The organism is Cohnella sp. (assembly GCF_041640265.1).
Taxonomy (GTDB): domain Bacteria; phylum Bacillota; class Bacilli; order Paenibacillales; family Paenibacillaceae; genus Cohnella.
Genome location: NZ_JBEQAP010000056.1, coordinates 2,388 through 26,726 on the forward strand (window position 1 = coordinate 2,388; position 24,339 = coordinate 26,726).

The window sequence follows — 24,339 nt, forward strand, 5'->3', positions numbered from 1 at the left end:
GAGCCAGTTATCCCATGTCCATTTGCCAACCTCTGCAGGCGGCAACTCTACGCCGGCTTCCTCGAACATCGTTTTGTTGTATGCCATTGCCCATGGACCTACGTCCTTCGGCAAACCGTACAGGTCGCCTTGGCCTAACATCTTGCCGTCATAACGGTAGCGATCCAGCGCTTGCTTCCAAACATTGCCTTCTTGGAACAGCTCTGTCGTATCTAGAAACGGCTGCAGGTTCTGAATCGTGCCTGCTTCCGCGAATTTGTAAAATTGCGGGCCCGATACGTAGAATACGTCCGGCGTTTTGCCTGATGCAATTAGCGTCGACAGCTTTTGGTTGTACTCTCCCGGCGGCACGCTTGTATATTCAACCTTTACGTTCGGATATTTCGCTTCGTACGATTTAATGAGCTTCGTGAAGATACCCTTCTCCTGCGGGCTGCCATGGCCCATGAACGAAATCTTTACGTTCTCAACCGGTGCGCTTGCTTCGCTTTCTTCTTTACTCCCCGCACTCTCGCTCGCATTCCCATTCGTTGCGGAATCGCTTCCATTATTGCCCGATGAACACGCTGCAAGCAGCATTCCGAAGCAAAGGATAAGTACAAGTCCAAGCTTTACAGATAATTTTTTCTTCATTCCGTTTGACGCCTCCCTTTTGTTTTTACTGTGCAGAACCTCTGTCCTCTCACCAAGGATACTGAAAAGCGGAGTCAAAAAAGCCGAGTCAATGATAACGGCTTTAGTTTTACTCCCCACCTTGCAAGCGCTTCCTTGGATATCACCAATAGTAAATTATATTGTTATACTTTTAAATACTATATTTAGTATAAAAATAAATTTAAGTGCTTTTGGTCCCGAATTATATTAATTTCAGTATATATTCAACTACTATCACCATTTATAATCAAAATTTGAAGCGCTTACATCAATATTAAAAGGAGATGGTAAATCATGTACGTACAAAAGAAGTTTAGATTAACCGCATTTTCACTCAGCTTACTCCTTACTATCAGCATCTTGTTACCTGGGTTCAAAGCTTTTGCAGCCGCAGGATTGGCTTGGCCCACAAACACTGCAACTGTGTTCGCTCCAACTAATGGCGGCGTATGGTACCCACGATTGCTCAAGCTAAACAACAATGATATTCTCGCTTCTTTCGATACGAATGCAGGCGGCGGTAATACCCGCATTATGATTTCCCGCAGTAAGGATGGCGGTCATAGCTGGTCTTCTGCCACACAAGCAGCAGCAGATTCGAACGGTAATGTCGGTAACGGTCAAATGCTTCAGTTGCCTAACGGAGATATTTGGTTATCTTACCGATTAGTCGTCCAATCAGGCTCCAACTATACAACAACCCTTAAAACAAGAAAAAGCATGGATGGAGGCAACACATGGTCGGATCTGGCGAATGGTCAAATCGGATCAACCACAGCAAATTCCTTCAAAGGATTATGGGAGCCTCATCTTCAAATGCTTGGCAATACGATAGCCGTTTATTATGCAGACGATAGCCCGGCTGCAGTCGGAACGACAGGTCTTCAAAAGCTCATTATGAAAACATGGACCGGAAATGGCTGGAGCGCGGAAATAGTTGTCAGTGATGGCGTTGCCGCAGGATCAAGAGACGGCATGCCAGTCATTACGCAAATGGCCAATGGCAGTTATATTCTCGTTTTCGAAGCAACAGACGTTGCCGATCACCCTTTCGTAATCAAATATAAAATATCGACTGACGGCTATAATTGGAACGTGCCTCGTCAAACGATGTACATTCCGTCCAAAGCGGGGAAAAAAGCCGGCGCTCCCTTTGTCGTTAAGCTTGGGGATGGTCGATTGCTCGCCTCTTTCCAAACCGATAATGACAGCACAAATACAGGTGATGCTTATTCGTCTATGTATACGATGATTAGCCCTGATAACGGCGTGACTTGGCAATACCGCTCCAATATATTCCCCGTTAGCGACTCTACTAGCTCCAATTGGAATGCTTTACTGCCTATTGACTCCTCTCATGTACTAGCCGCAACAAGCTCTGACTATCCTAGCAGCGGTGTTTATGTTCGATTCGGCCATGCCGTCACGCCATCGAACACGAATCTGCTAACGAACTGGAGCTTCGAAACAGCTAATGTCAGCGGCTGGACGACATATGGCGATGATTATCCGGCTCGCATTAAAGTACATGGCGCAAACGATGGTGTTGGCGTACCTGCCGCACACGGGAATTATTTTATCGGATTAGCCGGAACGAGCGGGCCTGCAACCGCATATGTCGGACAAACGGTCAGTGGTCTGGATAACGGCAGCTATACGCTTCGTGCGTATATGAGAAGCAGCGGCGGGCAAAACTCATGCCAAATGGAGGCCAAAGATTACGGAGGAACAATGCTTCAAGCAGCTTGTCCGGTAACAACGACATGGACACCAGTTACGCTGTCCAACATCGGGGTTACGAACGGGCAAGCAACAATTGGATTCTTCGCCTCAAACAACAATACAAACCAATGGGTCGACATTGACCGGGTTGAATTTATTCGGAATGACGCTTATAACGGAGTCGTTTCAGGCGGCGTGTATAAGCTCATTAATACTAACAGCGGTAAAGCGCTGGAGGTCGATGCATGGGGAACCGCGAATGGATCTAACGTTCAAATCTGGACGGAAGGCAGCAATCAGGCAAATCAACTCTGGGAAATTACACATGTCGGGGGCGGTGCTTATAAGCTTATTAACATTCACAGCGGCAAAGCGCTTGATGTCGATGCATGGGGAACAGCTAACGGCACCAATGTCCAAATCTGGGATTATGCAGGCAGCCCAAATCAACATTGGAAGATTATCGATTCAGGCAGCGGTTATATGAAGTTAATCGATTCCAATAGCAATAAAGCTCTTGATGTAAACGGCTCTGGCACAGCGAATGGTTCCAACGTCCAAATTTGGGACGATCTCAGCAATGGTGCTCAAAGGTGGAAGCTTATTCTGGTAAGCTAAGGCGTAACGGGTTCCGTTTTGAGACACAAAAAATAAATTGACATGAAAAATGGAGTGCAAACTGGCGACGTTTTTGCACTCCATTTTGTTGTTAAATAAAGCCTTTTCTACGCTCAATGAAGTTTCGCTCACTCCCTCTGGAAATCAAGCCATCTATTCGCTGTATGCTCCCAAAGAAAGTAATTCATTACCCGCTCTCTTCCCTTGCTTCCCATCACCTTACGAACATCGGGATTGGCAAGTAAATAACACAATCTGGACGTAAGCTCAGCCACGATAAATGGAACTTGCGGTGCAACCAAAAAACCGGTTAATCCATCCTCCACGATCTCTTTGATTCCCCCCGCCTTAGTTGCAACGATGGGAAGCTCCGCTGCCATAGCCTCCAGATTCACCAATCCGAATGCTTCTTTACCAACGGAAGGAACAACCGCGATATCCGCTGTAGCGAACCACCTCGGGATCTGATCATGAGAAACATAGGGTTGGAAATACACATGTTTCTTCCAGCGCTCGGCTTGCTTATATAACCGTCTCACGTATCCCGTCTGTCGGTGGGAGCCATACATTGCGCTTCCGACAATGACAACCAGCACGTTTGGAGCTATGGATTTAAGGGCTGTAATCGTACTTATTAAATGATGCACACCCTTCTGGGGAACTAAACGACCGACATACAGCACGATTGGCCGGTCACCCCATCCCTTCACTGCTCGCAGCTGCTCCCTCATGCTCCTGCTCTCGAGGGATGCCCTTACTGGAAATCTGTCCACATCGACTCCCAAATGGTTCACGATGATTTTCTCAGCGACCTGCGGTATATGCTCTTTAAGATAAGCTTGGAGATATTCACTATTTACTTGGATATAGTCAGCTGCCTGCAAGCATCTTCTTCTTTGCAGCTTGTTCATGTAGGGCTTGCATATAAAGGTGGTGGAATGTAAATTCAGTCCGATCCGTCGGTGAGGGAAAGCACGCTTCAGACGGGGAATCCATAATGGACGATTTTCCACTTGAATGATCTGAGGTTGAAAATGTTTTAGCCTAACGCATACGCGATTCAAATATCGCGTTTTGTAAACAGCTGGAAACCTCTCCGTCTGAACGCCGTTTATGCTCCCTCTGGATGGCAGTCGTTTACCCAATCTCCCATAAATACGGGCATCTGCATAAGGAAGAAGCTTAGGGACAACTTTCTCCACCACTCGCTCTACGGATCCTCCCATAGTGGAAGGGATTGGATATGCACCCGGCGTAATGAAAGCAGCTTTTAACATGATCCATGTCTCCTCACTCGCCTGTCCTTAACGAGATAGCATATACGGCGGAGGTGTATTCAGACACGGCAGCTGTCACGCAAGGAACAACTGTTGCACTTTGCCTACCGATGTGTCACAATTCACGGGAATGTATTCTACTTATAAAGGAGTGCTCGGCCGCATGAATCGCCCGCTGCTGCGCATGATGACTGAACTGTCCTCACGCAAATTTGTGTCACGTATAACGGGGCATTTAGCCAAATCCTCACTGAGTCGCAGATGGATTTCTCGGTTTGCTGCGATGTATCAGATTCCCGTAGACGAAGCCGAGAAGAAGCTAGAGGAATACACCTCGATTAATGATTTTTTTACACGCAGATTAAAGCCGGGTACAAGACCCATAGATCTCTCCATAAATGCCTTAGTCAGCCCCGTTGATGCCAAAATTACCGGTTGCGGTAAGATCGAGGATGGGCTTCTTCTGCAGGTTAAAGGTCAGGACTACACATTAGACGAATTGTTGAACGGTTCACCTCGAGCCTCTCAATATTTGCACGGTTACTTCTGGGTACTCTACTTGAGCCCTACGGATTATCATCGCATTCATTCTCCTTGCGAAGGAGAGGTTGTAGAATCCGAGCATATTCCTGGACGAGTATATCCCGTGAACGAATTCGGGCTTACCTCGATGAAGCGGGTTCTCTCCCGCAATGAACGCCTGGTCACCTACATCCGCCACGAGATCGGCGAGGCGGCTGTCGTTAAGGTTGGCGCCTTAAATGTGAGCAGCATCAAGTATGTCGATCCCGAGCCTAAAGCATTGGAACGCGGTCAAGAGCTCGCTTACTTTGAATTCGGCTCCACAGTTGTCCTGCTGACGGAGGATGGTACTCTTGTTCCGAGGGCAGACCTTAAGACTGGAGACAAGGTGCGAATGGGTGAGTTACTAGGAACGTTAACAGTTCGGAATTAATGCGAAGGGCTGTCCCATAAGTAATGTAAAAAGAGCAGGTTGTTTCGCCAAAAACTGTTTTTAGAACATTTGAACTGCAGAAACTACAGGTGTTTAGGTTAGTTTGAGTCATTTTAGCCGATATTCGGCTGAACTCCTGTAGGAAATGCAGGTAAATTGGCAAATATCTCATTTTTAGGTAATAATAACTGTAGTAAATACAGGTAACAGGGGCTGTTCCGTAAGGTCTTTAACGACCTTACGGGACAGCCCCTTCGTATTATTAAGTCTAACCAGAGATTACTGGTTGGCCTTTTTATATTTAATTACCTCAACGGATTTCCGATGGGCTTTTCCCTGTATATTGCTTGAACTGCCGGCTAAAGAAGAAGATATCGCGGTACCCCAGCGCATCCGCAACCTCCGTGACATTCATCCCTGCATGCAGCAGCAGATGCTGCGCCCGCTCGATACGTGTACGAATCATATAGGTTTGCACTGACATTCCTATTAATTCCTTAAACTTTATAGAGAAATAACGGGACGATAACCCCGCACGCTGGGCTAAATCATCCACTCGGTGCGCGGTCCCGGGATGTTGCTGGATGTAATTGGCCACCTCACGGATACTCTCCGTTAACTGATTGCTCGCTTTCCGTTGCTCTACAGGCTCTTCCAGATCGTCACGCAGAAGATGGATGAGCAGCTGCTTCAGGATCAACCTCGCTTCTTCCTCAGCAGCGAATGTACGTATAAGGAACAAACGAACATACTTTGCCAGCATATGCTCGAAGTCGAAGGTATCCTGTAACTGCCGATACGGTTCTGGCACTAAGGTGACTGCCTCCATAACATCGAAATGGATGTAGGTGAGCACCAGCGGTTTTTGTGGATTATGTGTTGCACTCGTATGGTCACCGGGTCGAAAAAGAAAACAGCTGCCTTTCCCTACAGAATATGGCCGACCATTAAGATACACTTCCCCTTCGCCGCTCCATACGTAGAACATATCGTAGTTGGCTAACGGCTTCTCACGTTTCTGCCACTTCCAACCCGGCTCGCACACGATTTTGGCGAACGCTGGAAGCAGCACATACGCTTCCGGTGTCAAATCAAGCATCAATTGTTCCTCCCAAGACTCTGTTCGAGCCAATCAATCCTAATGCTTCCGCCGCCTGACGAATTCGGGTTACTCCCTCATCAATCAGGTCTTCATCCAAGTGTGCAAAACCGAATAACGCAGAGCAGTCCTGTTCTTTGCCTTTTCTAGCATAGATTGACCCTTCCTTCCAGGAAACTCCCCGGCAGCTGCATTCCTTAACAAGAAGGCTGTAATGCTCGAACGAGCTTAGCCATTTTGCATAGACATGCAGTCCAGCGTCAGAAGGGACCACTTCAAATAAATCTCCTAAATGCTGCTCAAGGCCTAGCCTCAGCTTTTCTTCTAGCTTACCATAAACCCTGCGCATTCGACGCATATGACGGTCAAAGCCCCCTTCTGACATCCATGTCGCCAGGGCCTCTTGTTCCGCGATTCCTGACGGGTACGGATCATATAACTTTTTCGCAGCTATAAAAGGTTGAACAAGCTCATCGGGAACAATCGCATAGCCGATCCGAACACCCGCGCACATCGATCGCGAGAAGGTTCCCACATAGATCACGCGTCCCTCCCGATCCAGTGACTTCAGAGGTTCGATCGGACGGCCTCCCCAGCGGAAATCACTATCATAATCGTCTTCAACAATCCAGGCATTCCGCCGAGAAGCCCAAGACAAGAGGGCTCGTCTTCGCTCATAGCTGAGAACCGCTCCTGTTGGAAATTGCCGAGCAGGGGTCACGAACAGCAGCTCTGCTGCCCAATCTTGCGGCAGGATCCCATTACGGTCCACTTCTTGCGTAATAAGCTGAGCTCCCGTTGCTTCAATAGCACGTGTTATTCCCGTATAACAAGGGTTCTCAATGACCGATGTTTTTCCTTCCTCCAGCAGCAATTGCGTGAGAAGGGTAATGGCTTGCATGGAGCCTGCGGTGATAATGATATTGTCTGCCTCACAGGTAATTCCGCGTTCTCGGCGGAGACGAGTTGCGATAGCTTGGCGCAGCCGCAGGCTTCCTTCCGTCTCGCGTGCGTCTTTCCAGGTGAAACCAAACTGCTTCCATTGTAAGGCAACCTGTGCTTTCCATTCCAACCAAGGAAACCACCCGGCACCAATACCCTCAGGTACAAAAGAAACAGGGTTGACGTGCTCTTCAACTTGGGAAGGAGATATATGGGCTGCGGTAAATGCTGATTGAGGATTAGTTTCCGGCGCTTTCTCCATTAATCGGCGGGCCCATGCCGTCAAAGCGGGTTCTGCCAAGGGGATCTGCGCTTCTTCACCGGAATTCCCCTTGTATACTGATCTTCCTTCTTCCCACCCAACGACGAAGGTACCTTGACCGACTCCCGATTGGACCAAGCCTTCAACTGCCAGCATATCGTAAGCCAGGCTTACGCTTCCGCGGGACAAACCAAATAAGGCAGCGAGCTGCCGAGTTGAAGGTAATCGTTCTGCCGGCGGAAGCTGTCCCTCCGTTATTGCATCTCGAATCGTCTGATAGAGTGCCAGATGCTTACTGCCGCTTTCCGCAAGCTTGGCTGAATAAGCTGCAGGAGATATCATCGCATTCTACACCTCTGTAATGGACTAGTCATTTTAATGTAAATTGGATCTTTCCACTTGTCAATAATAGCCTTACACTAATCCTCATTCGATGGTCTATGGAGGAGAAGAGAGATGAGAAGAAAGGAATTCGAAGTATCGGATCTGGAACAGTGCGAGTTATTTCTGAAGGAGCTTCACGACGGTGTATTGACCTTCTCAGGTGTGGATGGTTGGCCAAAAGCAGTACCCCTTAATTATGTTTATCATAACGGAAAAGTTTACTTCCATGGCAGTAAGCAAGGAGAGAAGATGGCAGGCTTAGCGAATGATCCCCGAGCCGAGTTCGTAGTTTATCAGGCGCATGCCTTCATTCCTTCGTACTTCTCTGATCCTTATCTAGCTTGTCCGGCGACGGTTTTTTTCCGCTCTGTTCGTATCAGAGGACATGTGGCTCAAGTCGAGAGCCCGGAGGAAAAGGCATCGGCATTGGCCGCATTAATGAGCAGTATGCAGCCGGAAGGCGGTCACGCCCCCATCGATGCTGCAGATACGCGCTATACTGCCTCTTTACGCGGAGTTGCGGTTCTCCGATTGGACAGCGTAGAGATGACAGGCAAGTTCAAATTCGGACAAAATATGCCTGACACCCGCAGACAGAAAGTACTGCATGGCTTAAGCGAACGAATGCTCCCAGATGATGCAAATACGATTGAGCACATCCGCAGCAGCGCTTTAAAGCAGCCCCCCGAAAAATCATAGTCATTTCGATTGCCATTTTCAGTGAATACCCTGATTTGCAAGTGACGCTCCTCATCCAATAGTGTATAATATCACCTAATGAGAATTGGAAGGATGGACGTCATGAATCCCCTTGCACAGCAATTAAACGATACTATTGCTAAAGACAACCCGCGCGCAGCAGAGATGCTCTCAGGCCTGGGTAAAGCCCTTTACTTTCCAAAGGTTGGTATTCTAAGCCAATCCGCTGAAGCTAAACAGAAAGCGAACGTCTACAACGCGACGATCGGCATCGCTACGGAGAACGGGCAGCCCATGCACCTGAACGTCATTCAAGAAACTCTGTCCGCTTACGATCCGAAGGACATATACGAATATGCTCCTCCCGGTGGCAAACCGGAGCTTCGTACCGTCTGGCGCGATAAGATGCTCGTGGAGAATCCTTCGCTAGCAGGAGCTAAGCTTAGCCTCCCTGTAGTAACAAACGCCTTAACGCATGGCTTAAGCATTGTTGCCGATTTGTTCGCAGATGCCGGTGATGCCGTTATTGTACCTGATAAGAACTGGGAAAATTACGAGCTTACCTTCAGCGTTCGCCGCGGCGCTGAGATGGTCAACTATCCGCTATACGACGCTGACAACCGCTTTAACGCAGCAGGCCTTCGAGATGTTCTTCTCGCACAGAAGGAACGCGGCAAGGCTATCGTCCTGCTCAATTTTCCGGTCAATCCTACAGGCTATACTCCCGATCTCGAAGAAGGCCGCGAGATTGTTGCAGCCATTCGCGATGCAGCTGAAGCTGGAATTAATGTCGTAGTTGTGACCGACGATGCCTATTTCGGATTGTTTTTCGAAAACTCCTTGCAGGAATCGCTATTCGGCCAGCTTTGCGGTTTGCATGAACGTGTGCTTGCTGTTAAAGTCGATGGCGCTACGAAAGAAGAATATGTTTGGGGCTTCCGCGTAGGTTTTGTCACCTATGGCGGACTAACCGAAGCATCCCTGGCTGCGCTTGAACAGAAGACGCTTGGAATTATCCGTGCTACCATCTCAAGCGGACCACACCCTTCTCAAACATTCATTCTGCGGGCACTGAAATCACCAGAATTCCTGCCCCAGAAGGAACAGAAGTTCCATATCATGAAAGGCCGCGCCAACAAAGTAAAGCAGCTGCTAGATAGCGGAAAGTATGGTGCGGAATGGACTTATTACCCATTTAACTCCGGATACTTCATGTGCCTCAACCTGCTTTATGTTGAAGCTGAAGCCGTTCGTCAACGTCTATTGAACACCTATGGCGTTGGTACGATTGCGCTTGGTACTACAGATTTGCGAGTTGCCTTCTCATGCATCGAGGAGCCAAACCTGGAAGATCTATTCGATAGGATCCATCAGGCCGTGCTTGATGTGAAAGCTGGTAAGGCTTGAAATGATAATAGGGCTGTCCCATAAGTAACTATGGGCAGCCTTATTTTTTATTCCTCCCGTCAAATCGCCGCACCTAGGCATCGGTAGCTGTAAAAACTCCTAACCGTCCGGCTCATAGCGGCAATTCTTGCCCCTTTCGACATCTCTATTTGTCACTGCATATACACTATTAAATCAACATATTTATTATGATTACTTCAACGATTGCTTCCTTTAATTTATATGCTCAGCCGTTTCTCCTCACCAAAGGCGGACCCGGTGACAGCACGAAAGTGCTGAAAAGGCGGGAAGGTAACTAGTTTTGTTACTTTAGACGCTCGGAGCGTGTTAGAGCCGGGGTAGCAGCCAATTTTGTTGCTTTAAGACGCTGGGAGCGTGTTAGAGTAAGGGTAGTAGTATAAGATTCTGCTTCACGGCTTCTATACAAAAAATAAGCCGCTCGTTGCTCCATCAAGGGAGTACGAACGACTTATAAGCTAATCACAAGTCATCATCATCTGCAAACTTGGCGATTTTTCTCGGCATCCACCAACCGCACCATAACAAACCTACAGCTAGCAAAGGAAACCAGATGTTCATGTCTCTTCCGGCGCCCGATGCTCCCAATCCAACCGTGAGTATCCCTGCCAGCGCAAGCAGGATTGCCGCAGCCACGCCTGCTGAACGTGCGATTGCCGCAGCTGCAACGAGTCGGCCTTCCTGAGCAATGGGCAGAGTGGCAGCTGTTTCAACAAACCTCACTCTTCTCAGCTCGCTTAGCTGCAAGCCTACAACGAGAATGGCGATTGCGTAAATAACGGCATCGGCTATTTTGTTCCCCGTCACTACGATGATTACACCGGATAACACAATCCACCGACTGAAAGCCCCGAAGATTTCCCCGCGCAGAAAGGTTTTGGCATATAAGAAATGCCATGACCATCGATGCTGCCCTGTCAAAAAGTCACCTATCCAAGCGATCCATACTCGACGAGCGGGCTTAGAAATTTCCGTAGGCACATCGACGAACCATCCGAGAAATGACATCCATCTGCGACGAGCCGCAGCCTCCTCTTCGACCAGCTTCTCCCAAGGTAATGCATGCTTAGAAGGTATATGCCATAAGAGCCATATTATCGCTATACATAGAAGCATAATCGGGATTGCCCAACTTAACGGCTTAAGCAATAAAGCCGCAACTACGGTCATTGTTAACAGCCACCGTACGATTCGAAGCGCCCAGCACCATGTACCGGAAGCTGGCTGTCGCTCCCTCCAGCCGCTGTATACATTACATCCTGCAACGAAAGCGAATAAGACTGACATCCCGATCATAGACCGACCCGACGCTATATCCTCCGTAACGGGGGAACGAGTATAAATCGGTGCGAAAATAGCAAATATCGCTAACGTGCGCAACACCCCAGCTATTATTGCCTTATCTAAGGCAGTCCTTATATAGGTTTGAATTACGCGATCTTCCATAGGCAACAAAAAGACAGAGTCAGCGGAACGAAAATAAGTCCGGAGCGGCGCACGTATAACAGCTAATGTGAGTACAACAACTCCCACTAAATCAGCAGGCCAATTGCTCGGTACTCCCTTAATGAAATCTATATACCAAACAAATGCCGAGAATAGGATGAGCGAGGCAAACAAACCAAACCCGCTCTGGAACACATAACGAAAGTGCGGGACGATTTCTTTACGAAAAGCAGCTGCTCGACTTTGGCGAAGCGAACGCAGAAACCTGCGTTGCTCCTCATGCCCCCCATTACGCACGCAAAGTGCCTCCTTCAGCAGCTATCACCAGCGATTCGAAGGCATCATCGAGCTTTAACTCCGGGTCTGCGCAACCCGCCTGTACCTTCACATCATGCGGCGTTCCTTCCGCGATGATATACCCGCGGTGTAGAACAACAAGCCGATCGGCCCTGCGCTCAAGTGCTGGTAATATATGCGAGCTTAGCAATATTGCGCTCCCCTTCGTACGCACATCCTCCAAAGCAGCTAGAAGCCCACGGATCGCAAGAGGGTCAAGACCCAGAAAAGGCTCGTCAATAATAAGTAACGGAGGCGAGACGAGCAATGCATTCATAAGCATGACCTTCTGCTTCATGCCTTTGGACAGGGTGTCCGGCAGAGAGTTAAACGCTTCGGTCATCCGAAAGGTCTCTGCCAGTTGTTCCATACGTTTAGAAGCCTGCTCACGCTCCAAGTTATAGGCCATCGCCGTCCATTGCAGATGCTCCTTGACGGTTAAATGAGGAAACAATGAAGGTTGCTCCGGAACATAAGCGGTCGCCGCGCGATACCGGTCGCGGTTTTCCTCCAGCGTAACGCCGGCAACCCGTACTTCTCCGCTTTGCGGAACCATCAGCCCTAATATATGTTTAATGGCCGTGCTTTTGCCCGCTCCATTCAATCCGATTAGTCCGACCATCTCTCCCGGGCTAACGGTAATCGACACTCCGTGCAAAACCGGCCGCCGAAGGCTATACCCACCGGTCAACTCTTTGATTTCCAGCGCCGGAACAACTGATCCGATCTGTGCCGTCACTGTCAACATCCTTTCTTAGATCCTCGTTATTCCCTATTATAGCGGACCTACTTCGACTGTACAAAAAGGCGAGAGAGGGTGTTTGTGTTCAGCGATCTGATGAGTATAAAGACAGCCAACGCGTGGGAAGCTCTTTTCTAACTTCTTTATGACGATATCCCCTTTGCTCAGACTCGATCTTCTCGAACCACTTTATGACAATATCCCCTTTGCTTAGTAGCAGAATAATTAATCGAACATTTGCTGAGTCAATGGGATATCGTCATTAAGGCCGGATTAGGCGTGATCACTGCTCGTGCAAACCGGCTTTCGTCGTCCCATAGGGTTTTCGAAGTTATCTACTAAGTTAGATGTATATCAACCGCTAATTTTGTTTCATTTTTCTGTATTCTAAGTTATAGCGGTAAATCTACTTCTAATTCGATGCCATCAGCCTTTTTCGGGATAAATTGATCATATTACAGGTACTTCTGCTACTAGTGGCTCTTACATTCGTTTCTTTCAATCAATTAACGGCAGAAATAAAACTATTCGTCACAAGTGTCGATTACTAGGGAGATTGTGACAGCCCTTGCTGCGCATACAAAGCAAAAGAGAGAGGCATCGAATCACCTCTCTCTAAATCTGTTCCTATTTTATTAATCTTTTACTATATTAGGACTGAATTTCTATCGTATTCACGACATTGTTAACGCCTTTGACAACAACGATCAGGTTAGCCGACAAGACACTATTGATAGGCGTGATCGTTACGTTGTCACCCACATTATAAATAATTGTGCTTTGAACTCCGTCCACGTCTTTTGAAATTGAAATCGTAGCAATACCTTGCGCATCCACGGTATAAGCGACGACTTTGCCCGCATCTACGAATTGAACGTTGGCTTCTGCCTTTTTCGTAACTTCTATGAACACGACTTTGCCTTGGAAGGTGCGAACGAGCACTTCATCACCGACTTGAAGGGCAGATACTGGCGCTTTAACATCACTGCGGAAGATAAATACGTCAGCCGCCACAGGAACGGTAACCGTTGTGTTATCCGGCTTTTTAACCGTTAGAGAGCCAGCTGATACCGCTTGAATAGTTCCCGTAATTGCTTGAGCATTCTTATCCTCAGGCAGCTGTTGATCCATGCGATCGAGCAAGGCCGCAAGCTCCGCACGAGTGACCGGCTTATTCGGTTTGAATGTATTGTCATTGTAGCCCGCGATTAGGTTTTTCTCCAATGCTACCGCAACATAACCAACAGAGCCAGCCGGAATTTCGTGAGCATCGCGGAAAGGCAATTTCACATCCATCTTGGCTTTTGCTTCGCCGCTTAGCTTCATAGACTTAACTAAAAGGACGGTAGCCCATAAACGGTTAGCCGGTTTATCCGCTTGAATTGACGTTTCTGTCTCAGCAAACAAATCGTTCTCTAGAGCAACCGTAACATACCCGACTGCCGCTCCGTATTTTTTCTTGAGCTGGTCAAAATCCTTGAAGTTCAGCGTAGCATTCATATTCTCCGGTTTCTTAGCTTCTTCCTCTAATCCAAGAAGACGAACCGATGCGATAATGGCTTCTATGCGAGTGATTTTGTTACGAGGCTTGAAGTTTCCATCGTCATAACCGGTAAATACGCCTTTAGAGGCCAGTCGGATAATATTCTCGTATGCCCATTGCCATTCCTGCTCGTTCAAATCATGGAAGTTAAGGTTGAACTCTATTTTCACCTTTTTGTTTTTTTCGCCTTTATCATCATCATCATCATCATCTCTATCATCGTCATCGCGATCATATGAGGAAGCATATTTCCAATCGTCCGATTTGTCTTTGGAATCCGCGGAAGCCATTACTCCGCTTGCACCTCCAACTATCATGCTTAGTGCGAGTGTAGCTGCTGCAGTTTTTTTCCACATAGGTTGCTTTTGTGTCATTTAGAAACAACTCTCCTTTTATTTCCCGTATTGACGGTGATTTACCGTATGCCTATACCATTCGGGAGGAGAATCCAATATTAGAGGGTCCTAGAGGAAAAATAGGGCTTAAGTAGTGGAAAGGACCCATTCTCGGAAATTCATGAGAATAGGTCCCTTAGAAAGGTTATTTGTTATCACCTGGTGGTGTTTCCCGCTTTTCCTTCAGCCATTTCGGTGCACCTTTATTCTTCTTGTCCCGTTCCCGATCCACTTTCACTTTGGTTGATTTAACCAGTTTCGCATGTTTTGCGGGACTGGTCACAGGAGCCGCATTCTTCGACTTTTCGGATGTTCTTGCAGTGGAAGAAGGCTTCTCAGGATTCGAAGGCTTTGCTGCTTCCCGTGTATGTCCTAGAACTGGAGCATTATTTACCACTGGAGCCGCCGGCTGCTTCTCAGAATCAGGCTTGCGAGTAGCCAAGTATTCAGCTTTCGATTTCCAAACAGGACGTGAGTCCTTCGCATCTCCACCGCTCGGCTGCAGCTTACGGTCCGGTGTTGGTGTTGGATTGTTCCGTACATTTCCTTCTTCTAGGGAAACAACCTTTCCTTCATACAGCATTTTCGGCATAACGTTTATTTTCAGCTGCTTCTCCAGCTTGTCGATAATAAACCGTTCCTGATGAGAGATTAGCGTGATTGAGGTTCCTGCACGCCCCATACGCGCTGTTCTTCCGGAACGATGGACATAATGGTCTGCATCCAGAGCAGGCTCGAACTGGATAACAAGAGGAAGACCAGGCAGATCGAGTCCTCTTGCTGCAACATCCGTCGCAATAAGAATCGAAGTCCGACCGTTGCGGAAGCGTTGCATCACTTCGCCGCGTTCTTGGCCTCTCGTATCTCCATATAAGGCATCTACAGAAAACCCTTCATATCGCAGCTTAGCAAGCAGCTCTCCGATTTTCTCCGTATCGTTAACGAATAGAAGCGCAGCAGACGGCTTCATGTGCCGAACGAGCTTGCGGATCAAATCGATTTTCTCGCGACGATCGCTAAGGAAATACCAATGTTCCAAAGTGGAGGAAAGTCCGTACTCGTTATCGTTGTCCGAAACATCGGACACCCATGGATCCTTGAGCCACTTTTTCTCCGCGTCCCTCATCGCTTCCGAACGAGTCGCCGATACGAATACCGTCTGACGATCACGAGAGCATTGGCGCATGAGATTCTCCACATCGCTTCTGCCGCCCAGCGAGAATATCCGATCTGTTTCATCCACAACTACGCTTATTACCGCATGAAGGGATAGCTTTCGAGTTGTTGCCACCTCGCGAACCCGTCCAGGTGTGCCTACGATGAGAGCCGGCTTGCTTTTCATCCGCTCCAGCTGACGCGCTATAGACGCGCCGCCGATCAATGCCGTCGCTTTAATGCCCAGCGGCGCTCCATAAACCTCGGCCTCACGCATAATCTGCATGGCTAGCTCCTGTGTTGGGGCTAATACAAGCGCTTGCGTTTCCCGGCGCGAGCCATCGATCTTCTGCAGCAGCGGCAATAAATAAGCAAGCGTCTTCCCCGTTCCTGTCGGAGAGACAAGAACTCCGTCCTTACCAGCCAGTAATGGCGGCAATGACTGACTCTGTACGTCCGTCGGCTCAGCAATTCCGATCGATTTAAGCTTTTCTGAGAGCAACTCATTTAATCCCAACTCAATAAAACCCATCCGATCAACTCCACTCTCTTTTTGCTATTTCTTATTCATAAATCTTCCGAATAGGGCATCGCTTATACGCGGGAACAATTGAACAAAACGAACTCCGATAGCCGCGGTCATAGGTAAATCCCGCTCTGCATTACGCCGTTCAATGACAGAAACAATCCCTTTGGCGACTTTATCCGGCGACATCATGTACCACCGAATGTTATGTACATAAGTTCCTTCCGGATCAGCACGATGGAAGAAGGGCGTATCGATCGGTCCAGGGTTAACCGCGGATATCATCACACCTGTACCTCGTAATTCCTGCCTTAACGCATTCGTTAATCCAAGAACAGCGTGCTTCGTTGCGGAGTATCCGGTGGATTTCGCCGTCGCCAGCTTTCCGGCAATAGAAGCAACATTTACAATATGCCCGCTTCCGGATTGGATCATATCGGGAAGAACCGCATGCGTACAGCGAACCACGCCCATATAGTTAACATCCATCATTTGCTCGAAATGGCTAAGCGAAGCTGACGTGAACGGAACAAATTCTCCATAACCGGCATTGTTCAGCAACACATCTATTTTACCGTAACGCAGCTGCACTTGCGAAATAACCTCAAGCACTTGCTCCTCCGAGGATACATCCATTTCATATACAGCGTGCTCTCCCTGAATGGAAGAGGAAAGCTCAAGCATTCTATCGCGTGAGCGGGCAGTAAGAACGGGAATAGCTCCTCGATCTGCAAGCAGCTTTGCAACTAAAGCACCGATTCCGCTTGAAGCGCCGGTAATGAGTACAACCTTGTTCTGAAGCGATACTTTCAAGCATACCCCTCCTTGGAGGTTATAAGCCTATTGGCGTTTAATCCTTCTCCATGAAAAAAGCCCCTGTCGGGGCAAATAAGCTAATCTATAAACTTTACAACTTAATCCATGGTTAGGCAATTAAAACTTGGATTTCAATCTCACCGATGCCATCCATGATAAGCGGAACGGCTATTGCCCGTTTTGCACCGTAACCGGATGTAAAGTGAGAATCCATTATTTTAGGAGGTGTTATGTCGACGATTACACCTTGATTATAAAGCATCGTACTGGCGTTGCCGCTTATCATGTTCCCTAGCTCGGAAATCGCACTCCTACCTAATTCATCGATTTCTGTAATGACATAACCGCCCATCATAGCAGATATCATTCGAAGGGCAACCGATTCACTGAGCCCGAAGACGATGTCACCGGTCATATGTCCTGTAATCCCAATCTGAATCCACACATGGCGATCAGCAAATTTAATGTCCCGGACTGACAGCTGACCAGTACTAGGACGGATCTGTATCATCTGTTCGATAACCATGCGCGCCGATTCCAAAAATGGGTTGATATACTCAGCCTTCATTCCTGAACGCGCCCCTTTGACAACTTAATGAATATCGGTAGCCGGAAATGCTTTCCCTTATTATACTGATAATATAGGTACAAGTATACAGAATTTTGTCAAAGGGTGATGAACAATGCCGAATATTTGGGCCCATATTCAATTTGGCACTGAAGTCCTAACCGCTATATCAGCAGAGAATTATCTGAATGACCCCAATTGGAAAACCTCTTTTCAGCTAGGATGTCAAGGTCCTGATTTCTTATTCTATGACCACTTTTGGCCTTGGCAAGCCTCCACACCGCTTAATAAGCTAGGATCACAAATGCACAATATTCGTTGCGGACCCTTTCTTCTATCCTTGTTTGAAAAAGCGAGGTCTCGTCCATTGGAAGACCATGTCGTTGCCTATACCGTCGGTTTCTTGCTTCATCATCTGTTAGACCGCCATCTGCATCCCTACATATTCAGCCTTTCCGGCTTTAAGAAATGGCACCACCAGCGCTTCGAGACTGCTATGGATTCTGCTGTCCTTTATGAGCGAGCGGGAGTGAATACGGGAACAACACCTGTTTGTCCGCAGGTGAATACCCGCGGGAAAATCCCCGGTGAATTCGCACTTGATTTCCTCAGTGTCGTCGCCGAGCATTACCCCGTGCTTGCCGAACAAATCACGCCAAATCAGCTAGATGAAGCCGTTGCCCAGTTCGCTAAGGCCCAACGGGTATTTTTTGATCCGACCGGTTGGAAAGGCAAGCTGGCCTTTGGACAGCTCGAACCTTTCTCTCCTCCTAGGCAAGTGCCCGAATGGGATGTATTAAATAAAGCCAACCGACCATGGGTTGATCCATGTGACCGCACCCTCGTGCATACGGAAAGTGCAATGGAATTGTGGGATAACGCCCTTGTGGACGCTGTTGCAACCACTCAAGCTGGAATAGCATGGCTATATGCAGGTTCAGATCCAGAAGCAATAACTCTAAGAGACCGATTCAAGGAATTGCTGAAAGACATCTCTTACGAAACGGGGCGTCCCTGCGGCAGTGCTTGGATTACCTATGCAGATTCCATTGTTCCTGTTAATTAGAAGCTTATTCATTACACAAACGTTCGCTCGGCTTCAAGCTCTCCCTTCTTCGTGTCAACGAATGTGAGCAGAATCATACCCATGATAAAGAAGAAAGCGACGGCCAGAATAGCTGATCTGCTTGAGTCCGTGAACACCTTCACGAGAGCGAAAACAAGTGGACCGCCGAAGGAGAAGAACCGGCTCGTAAACGACAGGAATCCATTGAATTCCGCAGCCCTTCCCGCAGGAATAAGTCGGCTGTAAATGGAACGCGCCGTCGCTTGTGAGCCTCCCTGGACCAAACCGACAAGTCCCGCAAGAATATAGAAGTGGAGAGCGTTTGTCATGAAGAAGCCAAGGACAACGATGATGACGTATATTGCTTGAGAACTGTACAGCATCCGTTTCGGACCGAATTTGACCGCGAGTCTGCCGAACAGGGCCGTTGCCGGGAAGCCGATGAACTGTGTGATCAATAACGCAGTGATGAGTGCCCCTGTCTCGATACCGATCGTTTTGCCGTAGCTCGTCGCCATGACGATGACGGTATTCACGCCATCAAAGAAAAACCAATAGGCGATCATAAACTTCCAGAGCTCGGGGTATTGTCTAATCTGCGAGAAGGTGATTCGGAGGCGCCGGACTCCTTCCCAAACCTTCTCCCCTATTTTTTCTTGCACAGCTGTTTTCTTTTCCTTCACATGGCGGAATATCGGGATGGAGAAGAGCAGCCACCATATACCGACGGAAATGAAAGACACTCGCGACCCAGCCGCACTGTCCGCAAGCCCCACTAGCTCCGGCTTCTGAATAATTACTAAATTAAGGGCCAGAAGGATTCCTCCGCCGAGGTACCCCATCGAGAAGCCCCGTGCGCTGACCTTATCCCTATTGCCTGGAGACGTGATATCGTTAAGAAGCGCATCATAAAATGTGTTTCCCGCCCCGAACCCGATCATGCCGATGATAACGAAGATGGAAGCGAGCAACACATCACCTTCACGGGGAATGATTAGAAGAATGCTGGCGGACGCCCCTAAGAAGGCGAACCATTTCAGGAACGTTATTTTGCTTCCTGAATGATCCGCGATCGCCCCTAGAAGCGGAGACAAAAGCGCAATAATGATCGCCGCGGCCGACTGGGTGAATCCCCATCCCGCATCCGTTCCGCCGATCGCTTCGGATACGAAATAAATCGGCATGACTGCAGCTAGAATCGTTGTTGCAAAGGCCGAATTCGCCCAGTCATACCAAACCCACGCTTTGATCTGTTTCTTGTCGTCCATTATGCGGATCGCTCCCTCGCTATTTCAAGTTGTTAGTCGAAAAGATTCGACGAGAAAAGCGCTATTCCTTTCCGCGGAACGTTCTTTAACATTATTTAATATTTAGATTACCTTGTCGCAAAAAAAAAAGCTCGAAGGAGTCAGCGTCGGGAACTTTCCCGCTTTGACCTCTTCCGAGCTTTGTATTAATCGGGCACGTTAGTGTTTCCACCATCGGTTAATCGGCCTGATCTCGCATCCATAAGCAGCTCTTGCAGCCATTCCCGCTCTGTCTCGCTTAGCCGCAGGATTCCTTCAAGCATTCGCACCGCTCCGCGAGGCAGCCATTCACCCTTTAGGGTCAATACGCCTTCGATTTTCTGAATCCTTACCTGGCATACCGCAAGCTGTTTCGCGATGATTTGCTCAAGCTGCGCATTGTCGGCATGTCTTGCAAAGGGCAATGCAATGAACATAGGATGCTGAGGATAAACCTCCTGCTCCAATTGCGCGTATAGAAGCTCCAGAAACGACGATTTTCCATTCTCCGTTATGCCGTAAATCGTCTTATCAGGACGCTTGTCGCCTGGGACAGATACAGTCTCTACCACTGCAATCAAGCCATCCTCCCGAAGCTGATCTACTGCATAATACAGCGAGCCATCTCGTATCCTGAAGGTATGGTGCCAATTCCGGGCTTTGATCGTCTGCCGAATCTCATAGGGATGCCTGTCTTTCTCCATAAGCAAACCCAGAATTAATAATCTCATTGACATAGGGATTTAACCTTCATGGAAAGAGGGCTCTGGTCTGCTTGTTCCCTCGCCTTTCGAGTTTTGATTGCCTTGTTGCCCCAGAGTGCCTTGTTGTCCAGGAGTGCCTTGTTGCCCAGGCTTCTTTGTCTCCATCCGCGCCCTGCCCATCAGTAATACGAAAACCAATGCCAATAACGGCAAGAGAACGGACCATTGGAATATGAAGATGATGGAGCCAGCCAGCTTTGAAAGAAGGCTATTTACGATGTCCGGCGTTAATCCCATCTTAGCCTGTATGGTTGGATCCAGCAGTGCCTGGCCCCCCGTGATTTGGACTGCCATATCTGGAGTGATATTAGGTACCTCCTTGACACCTTCTTGAAACTCATGCTTCTGCATCGTACCGAATACCGTAACGCCAAGAGCGGATCCGATGGTTCGGAAAAACGTAAGCAGCGATGAAGCAGAGCCTTTAAATTGAGGCGGTACGGCATTTAGAGTTGAGATGTTTAATAGTGAAAAGGAAACGCCCATTCCAAGCCCAATAATGACCATGAACAGAGTAATCATCGAGCGGCTTGTTGCCGTGTCCATCACGAAGCCGAGAAGGAAAGAGCCGACCAGCAAAGTAAGCGCAGATATGACCATAACATCTCTGTAACGGAACCTGGTCGCGAACCTGCCGCCGATTTGGCTGCTAAGAACGACGCCTAGCATCATCGGGGTTAAGACGGTGCTTGTTTCCGTAGCCGTCTTATGGAAAACGCCCTGAATAAAGATTGGAATATACGTCGCTCCTGCTATCATAACGCCGCCGTATAACAAACTTATGGCCATGCTGCTCGTGAACAATCGATTTTGGAATAAACTAAGTTTAACGATTGGTTCCTTAGCAGCTCTCTCTGCAAGCAGGAACAATACGAATAACACGGCAGAGCCTGCGAACAGCGATATAATCGTTATGGAATCCCATGCATGACCCTCTGATCCCCCGAGTTCAAGTCCGAACATCAAGCAGAGAATCGTACCCGTAAGCAAGATCGCCCCGGTCCAGTCAATGACTTGCTTCCGCGAAACCTTCGTTTCATGGTAAGCCTTCACAATAAAGAAAATCGCCAATATTCCGATCGGCACATTAATGTAGAATATCCAGCGCCAGCTTAGATAATCGGTAATTGCACCGCCAAGAATAGGTCCGAAGACGCTCGACACCCCGAACACGGCGCCGAATAAACCCATCATTTTGCCGCGCTTCTCTGCAGGAAATAATTCAAAGATAATAGTGAATACAATCGGCATCAAAGCACCGCCGCCGATTCCCTGTATCGCTCGATAAATGATAAGCTGCTCCATATTCAGCGCAGTTCCGCATAGTATAGAGCCAATCAGGAAAAGGAGCAGCCCCATTAAGAAAAACCTCTTACGGCCGTACATATCGGAAAGCTTACCGAATATAGGCGTTGACACAACCATGGCGATCATATAAGCAGAATACACCCAAATGAAGCTTTCCATCCCTCCGAGTTTCTGGATGATGGTAGTCATTGCCGTAGATACGATTGTCTGATCAAGCGCGGCCATGAATAGACCGAGCATCAATCCCGCGACGACAAGGCGGGTATTGCTTTTTTTCACGTCCATGCTTGAACACCCTTTCAAGAGAAAGTTCTTTCTCCACATTAATATACTCAAATTTGATTACTATACTCGATATTATACTCAAATTAGAGTATATTTCAACCTTTGCTCCCTTTAAAAAAATCCCCTATAATGAATGAAACGACAAATCCTTTTTATACACTCTGTTGGTTTGATAAATATTTTCAATGGTGGAGGCGATTATTTGAACATTAGCCAGTTGGAGACGTTGGTGACCATTTCTAGAACACTTAGCTTTCGTAAAGCAGGCGAGGTGCTCAATTTGACGCAGCCCGCTGTATCCGCACAGATCAAGAGTTTGGAGGACGAATTCAAAGCCATATTGGTCGATCGTAATCATCCCGTTACTTTAACCGATCGCGGCAACGTATTTCTGAAGCATGCGGAGCAAATATTAGCGATCGTGGAGCAATTAAAACAGAAGCTTTCAGACTTGAATGAAATTCCCCAGGGGCATATAGTGATAGGGACGACGACGTCGATTGCCATCCAGATTCTGCCTAGGGTCATGTCTTATTTCCAGAATCAATTTCCACTGATCAAAACAAGTATATTGTCCATGTCTTCTACCCAAGTCCTCTCCAGTGTTGAGAATGGGACTGTTGACATTGGGATCGGTTATTTAACCGATCCCAGCGCACAAGTCGAAACATCGGTGCTTTATTACGATACCTTCGAGTTTGTCGTCGCCCCAGAGCATCCACTCGCCTCATTAAATCGCGTTGCGATTGGCATGCTTAAGGATATCCCTCTTATTCTGCTCTCGCCGGATACATTGGGACGCCGATTTGTGGATCGGATATTCCGCGATCACGGACTTCAGCCCAATATCGTTATGGAACTGGGAAGCAGTGAAGAATTAAAACGGATGGTCGAATTGAATATGGGAGCCGCTTTCGTCTCGAAGCTATCCATTGCGGTTGAATTACGCCTTGGTACGCTCAAGATGATTCCAGTGAATGAGCTCGAGGTAAGCCACCCTGTTGGGGTTATGACCAAATCAGGACGTTATGTGAATAGCGCTATGAGGCAATTCCTTAACGACTTAAAGGGAATGCCGGAGGATCAATTTATCGGAAGCGAATAAGATAGAAGCGAGAGTGATAACTATGAAATTCGATTTGCATACACACCACGATAGATGCGGGCATGCATCGGGTAAAATCAAAGACTACATTGAAGCTGCTATCAATGCCGGTATTTCGGCTATTGGAATTTCCGACCACTCCCCTTATTTTGCCCATGAGCTTGATCAGCCGCAGCCGGGAATTGCTATGGCTCGAAGCGATTTCCCGAATTATGTAGCCGAAGTCCTTCGCCTTAAGGAGCAATACAAGAATCGTATTGAAGTATTGCTCGGAGTTGAATCCGATTTCTATATTGATCAGATTGAAGTGTATAAGGAAGCCTATGAGCCTTTCCCTTTCGATTACATTATTGGATCCGTTCACCAGACGAAGGGGGTCAGCATTTTCAATCGCAATCGATGGAAAAATCAGCTTGAAGCGGATCAAATTGATGTGAAGAAGGATTATTATCATTTGATTAGCCAATCTGCGAGAAGCGGACTCTTCCAAGTGCTTGGCCATATCGACGCGATGAAGGGCTATTATCCCCTATTCGCCAACATACCTGGTGCCGAGGCTGAAATCGACGAAGCGTTTAAAGCCGTAGCCGAGAACGATATTTCAATCGAGATTAATACAAGCGGAAAAACGAAGCTCTGCGGCGGTTGGTACCCTTCTGATACCCTTCTCGAGCGCGCCCTGCACTTCGGCGTTGATGTTACGTTCGGATCGGATGCTCATCTGCCGGAACGCGTAGGTGATGAGTGGGAGCTTGTTCAGAAGCGATTGCGTGAAATCGGCTTTAGCCGTTGGGTATTTTTCAGGCAGAAGCAGAAGATTATCGTTCCGCTTTGATTCTCGAAGATAAAAAAAAAGAGAGCCTGCCATCGGTGGCAGGCTCCAATTATATGAAAAAAAGGGGGTCTTGTTATTTATTGTAGCCTGACTCTGCGACAGAGTGGTAACAGGTATATTTCATTT

Annotated in this window: 20 protein-coding genes; 7 read left to right on the plus strand and 13 right to left on the minus strand. The window is 47.9% G+C overall.

Annotation, left to right across the window (positions count from 1 at the left end):
• Positions 1–633 (minus strand): ABC transporter substrate-binding protein (locus ACESLK_RS25730; RefSeq protein WP_373232636.1); only part of this gene is annotated, 633 nt, incomplete at its 3' end.
• A gap of 315 nt (positions 634–948) precedes the next feature.
• On the opposite strand from ACESLK_RS25730, the gene ACESLK_RS25735 reads away from it, so the two are divergent.
• Positions 949–2,994 (plus strand): RICIN domain-containing protein, encoded by a 2,046-nt coding sequence (locus ACESLK_RS25735; RefSeq protein ID WP_373232638.1) that lies wholly within the window; start codon positions 949–951, stop codon positions 2,992–2,994.
• 128 nt (positions 2,995–3,122) lie between these two features.
• On the opposite strand, the gene ACESLK_RS25740 is transcribed toward ACESLK_RS25735, so the two are convergent.
• The gene (locus tag ACESLK_RS25740; RefSeq protein WP_373232640.1) at positions 3,123–4,271 is read right to left on the minus strand and encodes a glycosyltransferase family 4 protein; all 1,149 of its coding nucleotides are present in this window, start codon (positions 4,269–4,271) and stop codon (positions 3,123–3,125) included.
• Between the two features lie 163 nt (positions 4,272–4,434).
• On the opposite strand from ACESLK_RS25740, the gene asd reads away from it, so the two are divergent.
• Positions 4,435–5,226: an archaetidylserine decarboxylase gene (gene asd, locus ACESLK_RS25745; RefSeq protein ID WP_373232642.1), complete on the plus strand. Its 792-nt coding sequence runs from the start codon at positions 4,435–4,437 to the stop codon at positions 5,224–5,226.
• A gap of 310 nt (positions 5,227–5,536) precedes the next feature.
• On the opposite strand, the gene ACESLK_RS25750 is transcribed toward asd, so the two are convergent.
• Both ACESLK_RS25750 and pdxR read right to left on the minus strand, forming a co-directional pair.
• Entirely contained in the window at positions 5,537–6,325 is a 789-nt protein-coding gene (locus tag ACESLK_RS25750; protein WP_373232644.1) for a helix-turn-helix domain-containing protein, read from the minus strand.
• On the minus strand, positions 6,318–7,871 hold the full coding sequence (gene pdxR / locus ACESLK_RS25755) for a MocR-like pyridoxine biosynthesis transcription factor PdxR (RefSeq protein WP_373232646.1): 1,554 nt from the start codon (positions 7,869–7,871) through the stop codon (positions 6,318–6,320). The genes ACESLK_RS25750 and pdxR overlap by 8 nt, the downstream gene beginning before the upstream one ends.
• A gap of 114 nt (positions 7,872–7,985) precedes the next feature.
• Here pdxR and ACESLK_RS25760 point away from each other — a divergent pair, with 114 nt between their 5' ends.
• Complete coding sequence (locus ACESLK_RS25760) at positions 7,986–8,612, plus strand: pyridoxamine 5'-phosphate oxidase family protein (RefSeq protein WP_373232648.1); 627 nt, start codon at positions 7,986–7,988, stop codon at positions 8,610–8,612.
• 102 nt (positions 8,613–8,714) lie between these two features.
• Complete coding sequence (locus ACESLK_RS25765) at positions 8,715–10,019, plus strand: aminotransferase class I/II-fold pyridoxal phosphate-dependent enzyme (RefSeq protein ID WP_373232689.1); 1,305 nt, start codon at positions 8,715–8,717, stop codon at positions 10,017–10,019.
• A 480-nt stretch (positions 10,020–10,499) separates the two neighbouring features.
• Here ACESLK_RS25765 and ACESLK_RS25770 read toward each other — a convergent pair whose 3' ends face one another.
• From ACESLK_RS25770 to ACESLK_RS25795, 6 genes are all read right to left on the minus strand, one after another.
• A complete protein-coding gene (locus tag ACESLK_RS25770) occupies positions 10,500–11,780 on the minus strand; it encodes an ABC transporter permease (RefSeq protein WP_373232650.1) in 1,281 nt (426 codons plus the stop codon).
• A complete protein-coding gene (locus ACESLK_RS25775) occupies positions 11,773–12,567 on the minus strand; it encodes an ABC transporter ATP-binding protein (protein WP_373232652.1) in 795 nt (264 codons plus the stop codon). The genes ACESLK_RS25770 and ACESLK_RS25775 overlap by 8 nt, the downstream gene beginning before the upstream one ends.
• Positions 12,568–13,212: 645 nt before the next feature.
• Entirely contained in the window at positions 13,213–14,478 is a 1,266-nt protein-coding gene (locus tag ACESLK_RS25780; protein ID WP_373232654.1) for an S-layer homology domain-containing protein, read from the minus strand.
• Positions 14,479–14,644: 166 nt separating this feature from the next.
• A complete protein-coding gene (locus ACESLK_RS25785) occupies positions 14,645–16,186 on the minus strand; it encodes a DEAD/DEAH box helicase (protein ID WP_373232656.1) in 1,542 nt (513 codons plus the stop codon).
• A gap of 24 nt (positions 16,187–16,210) precedes the next feature.
• Positions 16,211–16,993: an SDR family NAD(P)-dependent oxidoreductase gene (locus ACESLK_RS25790; RefSeq protein WP_373232658.1), complete on the minus strand. Its 783-nt coding sequence runs from the start codon at positions 16,991–16,993 to the stop codon at positions 16,211–16,213.
• A gap of 112 nt (positions 16,994–17,105) precedes the next feature.
• Positions 17,106–17,564, minus strand: coding sequence for a chemotaxis protein CheX (locus ACESLK_RS25795; RefSeq protein ID WP_373232660.1), 459 nt, complete (start codon positions 17,562–17,564; stop codon positions 17,106–17,108).
• Between the two features lie 115 nt (positions 17,565–17,679).
• Between ACESLK_RS25795 and ACESLK_RS25800 the strand changes: the two genes are divergently transcribed.
• Positions 17,680–18,630: a zinc dependent phospholipase C family protein gene (locus tag ACESLK_RS25800; RefSeq protein ID WP_373232661.1), complete on the plus strand. Its 951-nt coding sequence runs from the start codon at positions 17,680–17,682 to the stop codon at positions 18,628–18,630.
• 11 nt (positions 18,631–18,641) lie between these two features.
• Here the strand turns inward: ACESLK_RS25800 and ACESLK_RS25805 are convergent, their stop codons facing one another.
• The 3 genes from ACESLK_RS25805 to ACESLK_RS25815 form a co-directional block, all read right to left on the minus strand.
• A complete protein-coding gene (locus ACESLK_RS25805) occupies positions 18,642–19,898 on the minus strand; it encodes an MFS transporter (protein ID WP_373232663.1) in 1,257 nt (418 codons plus the stop codon).
• 185 nt (positions 19,899–20,083) lie between these two features.
• Positions 20,084–20,647 (minus strand): PadR family transcriptional regulator, encoded by a 564-nt coding sequence (locus ACESLK_RS25810; RefSeq protein WP_373232664.1) that lies wholly within the window; start codon positions 20,645–20,647, stop codon positions 20,084–20,086.
• A gap of 12 nt (positions 20,648–20,659) precedes the next feature.
• Entirely contained in the window at positions 20,660–22,273 is a 1,614-nt protein-coding gene (locus ACESLK_RS25815) for an MDR family MFS transporter (protein ID WP_373232666.1), read from the minus strand.
• Positions 22,274–22,475: 202 nt separating this feature from the next.
• Between ACESLK_RS25815 and ACESLK_RS25820 the strand changes: the two genes are divergently transcribed.
• Together ACESLK_RS25820 and ACESLK_RS25825 are read left to right on the plus strand one after the other, a co-directional pair.
• Positions 22,476–23,378, plus strand: coding sequence for a LysR family transcriptional regulator (locus ACESLK_RS25820; RefSeq protein WP_373232668.1), 903 nt, complete (start codon positions 22,476–22,478; stop codon positions 23,376–23,378).
• A gap of 22 nt (positions 23,379–23,400) precedes the next feature.
• A complete protein-coding gene (locus tag ACESLK_RS25825; protein ID WP_373232670.1) occupies positions 23,401–24,213 on the plus strand; it encodes a histidinol-phosphatase in 813 nt (270 codons plus the stop codon).
• Positions 24,214–24,339: the final 126 nt, after the last annotated feature.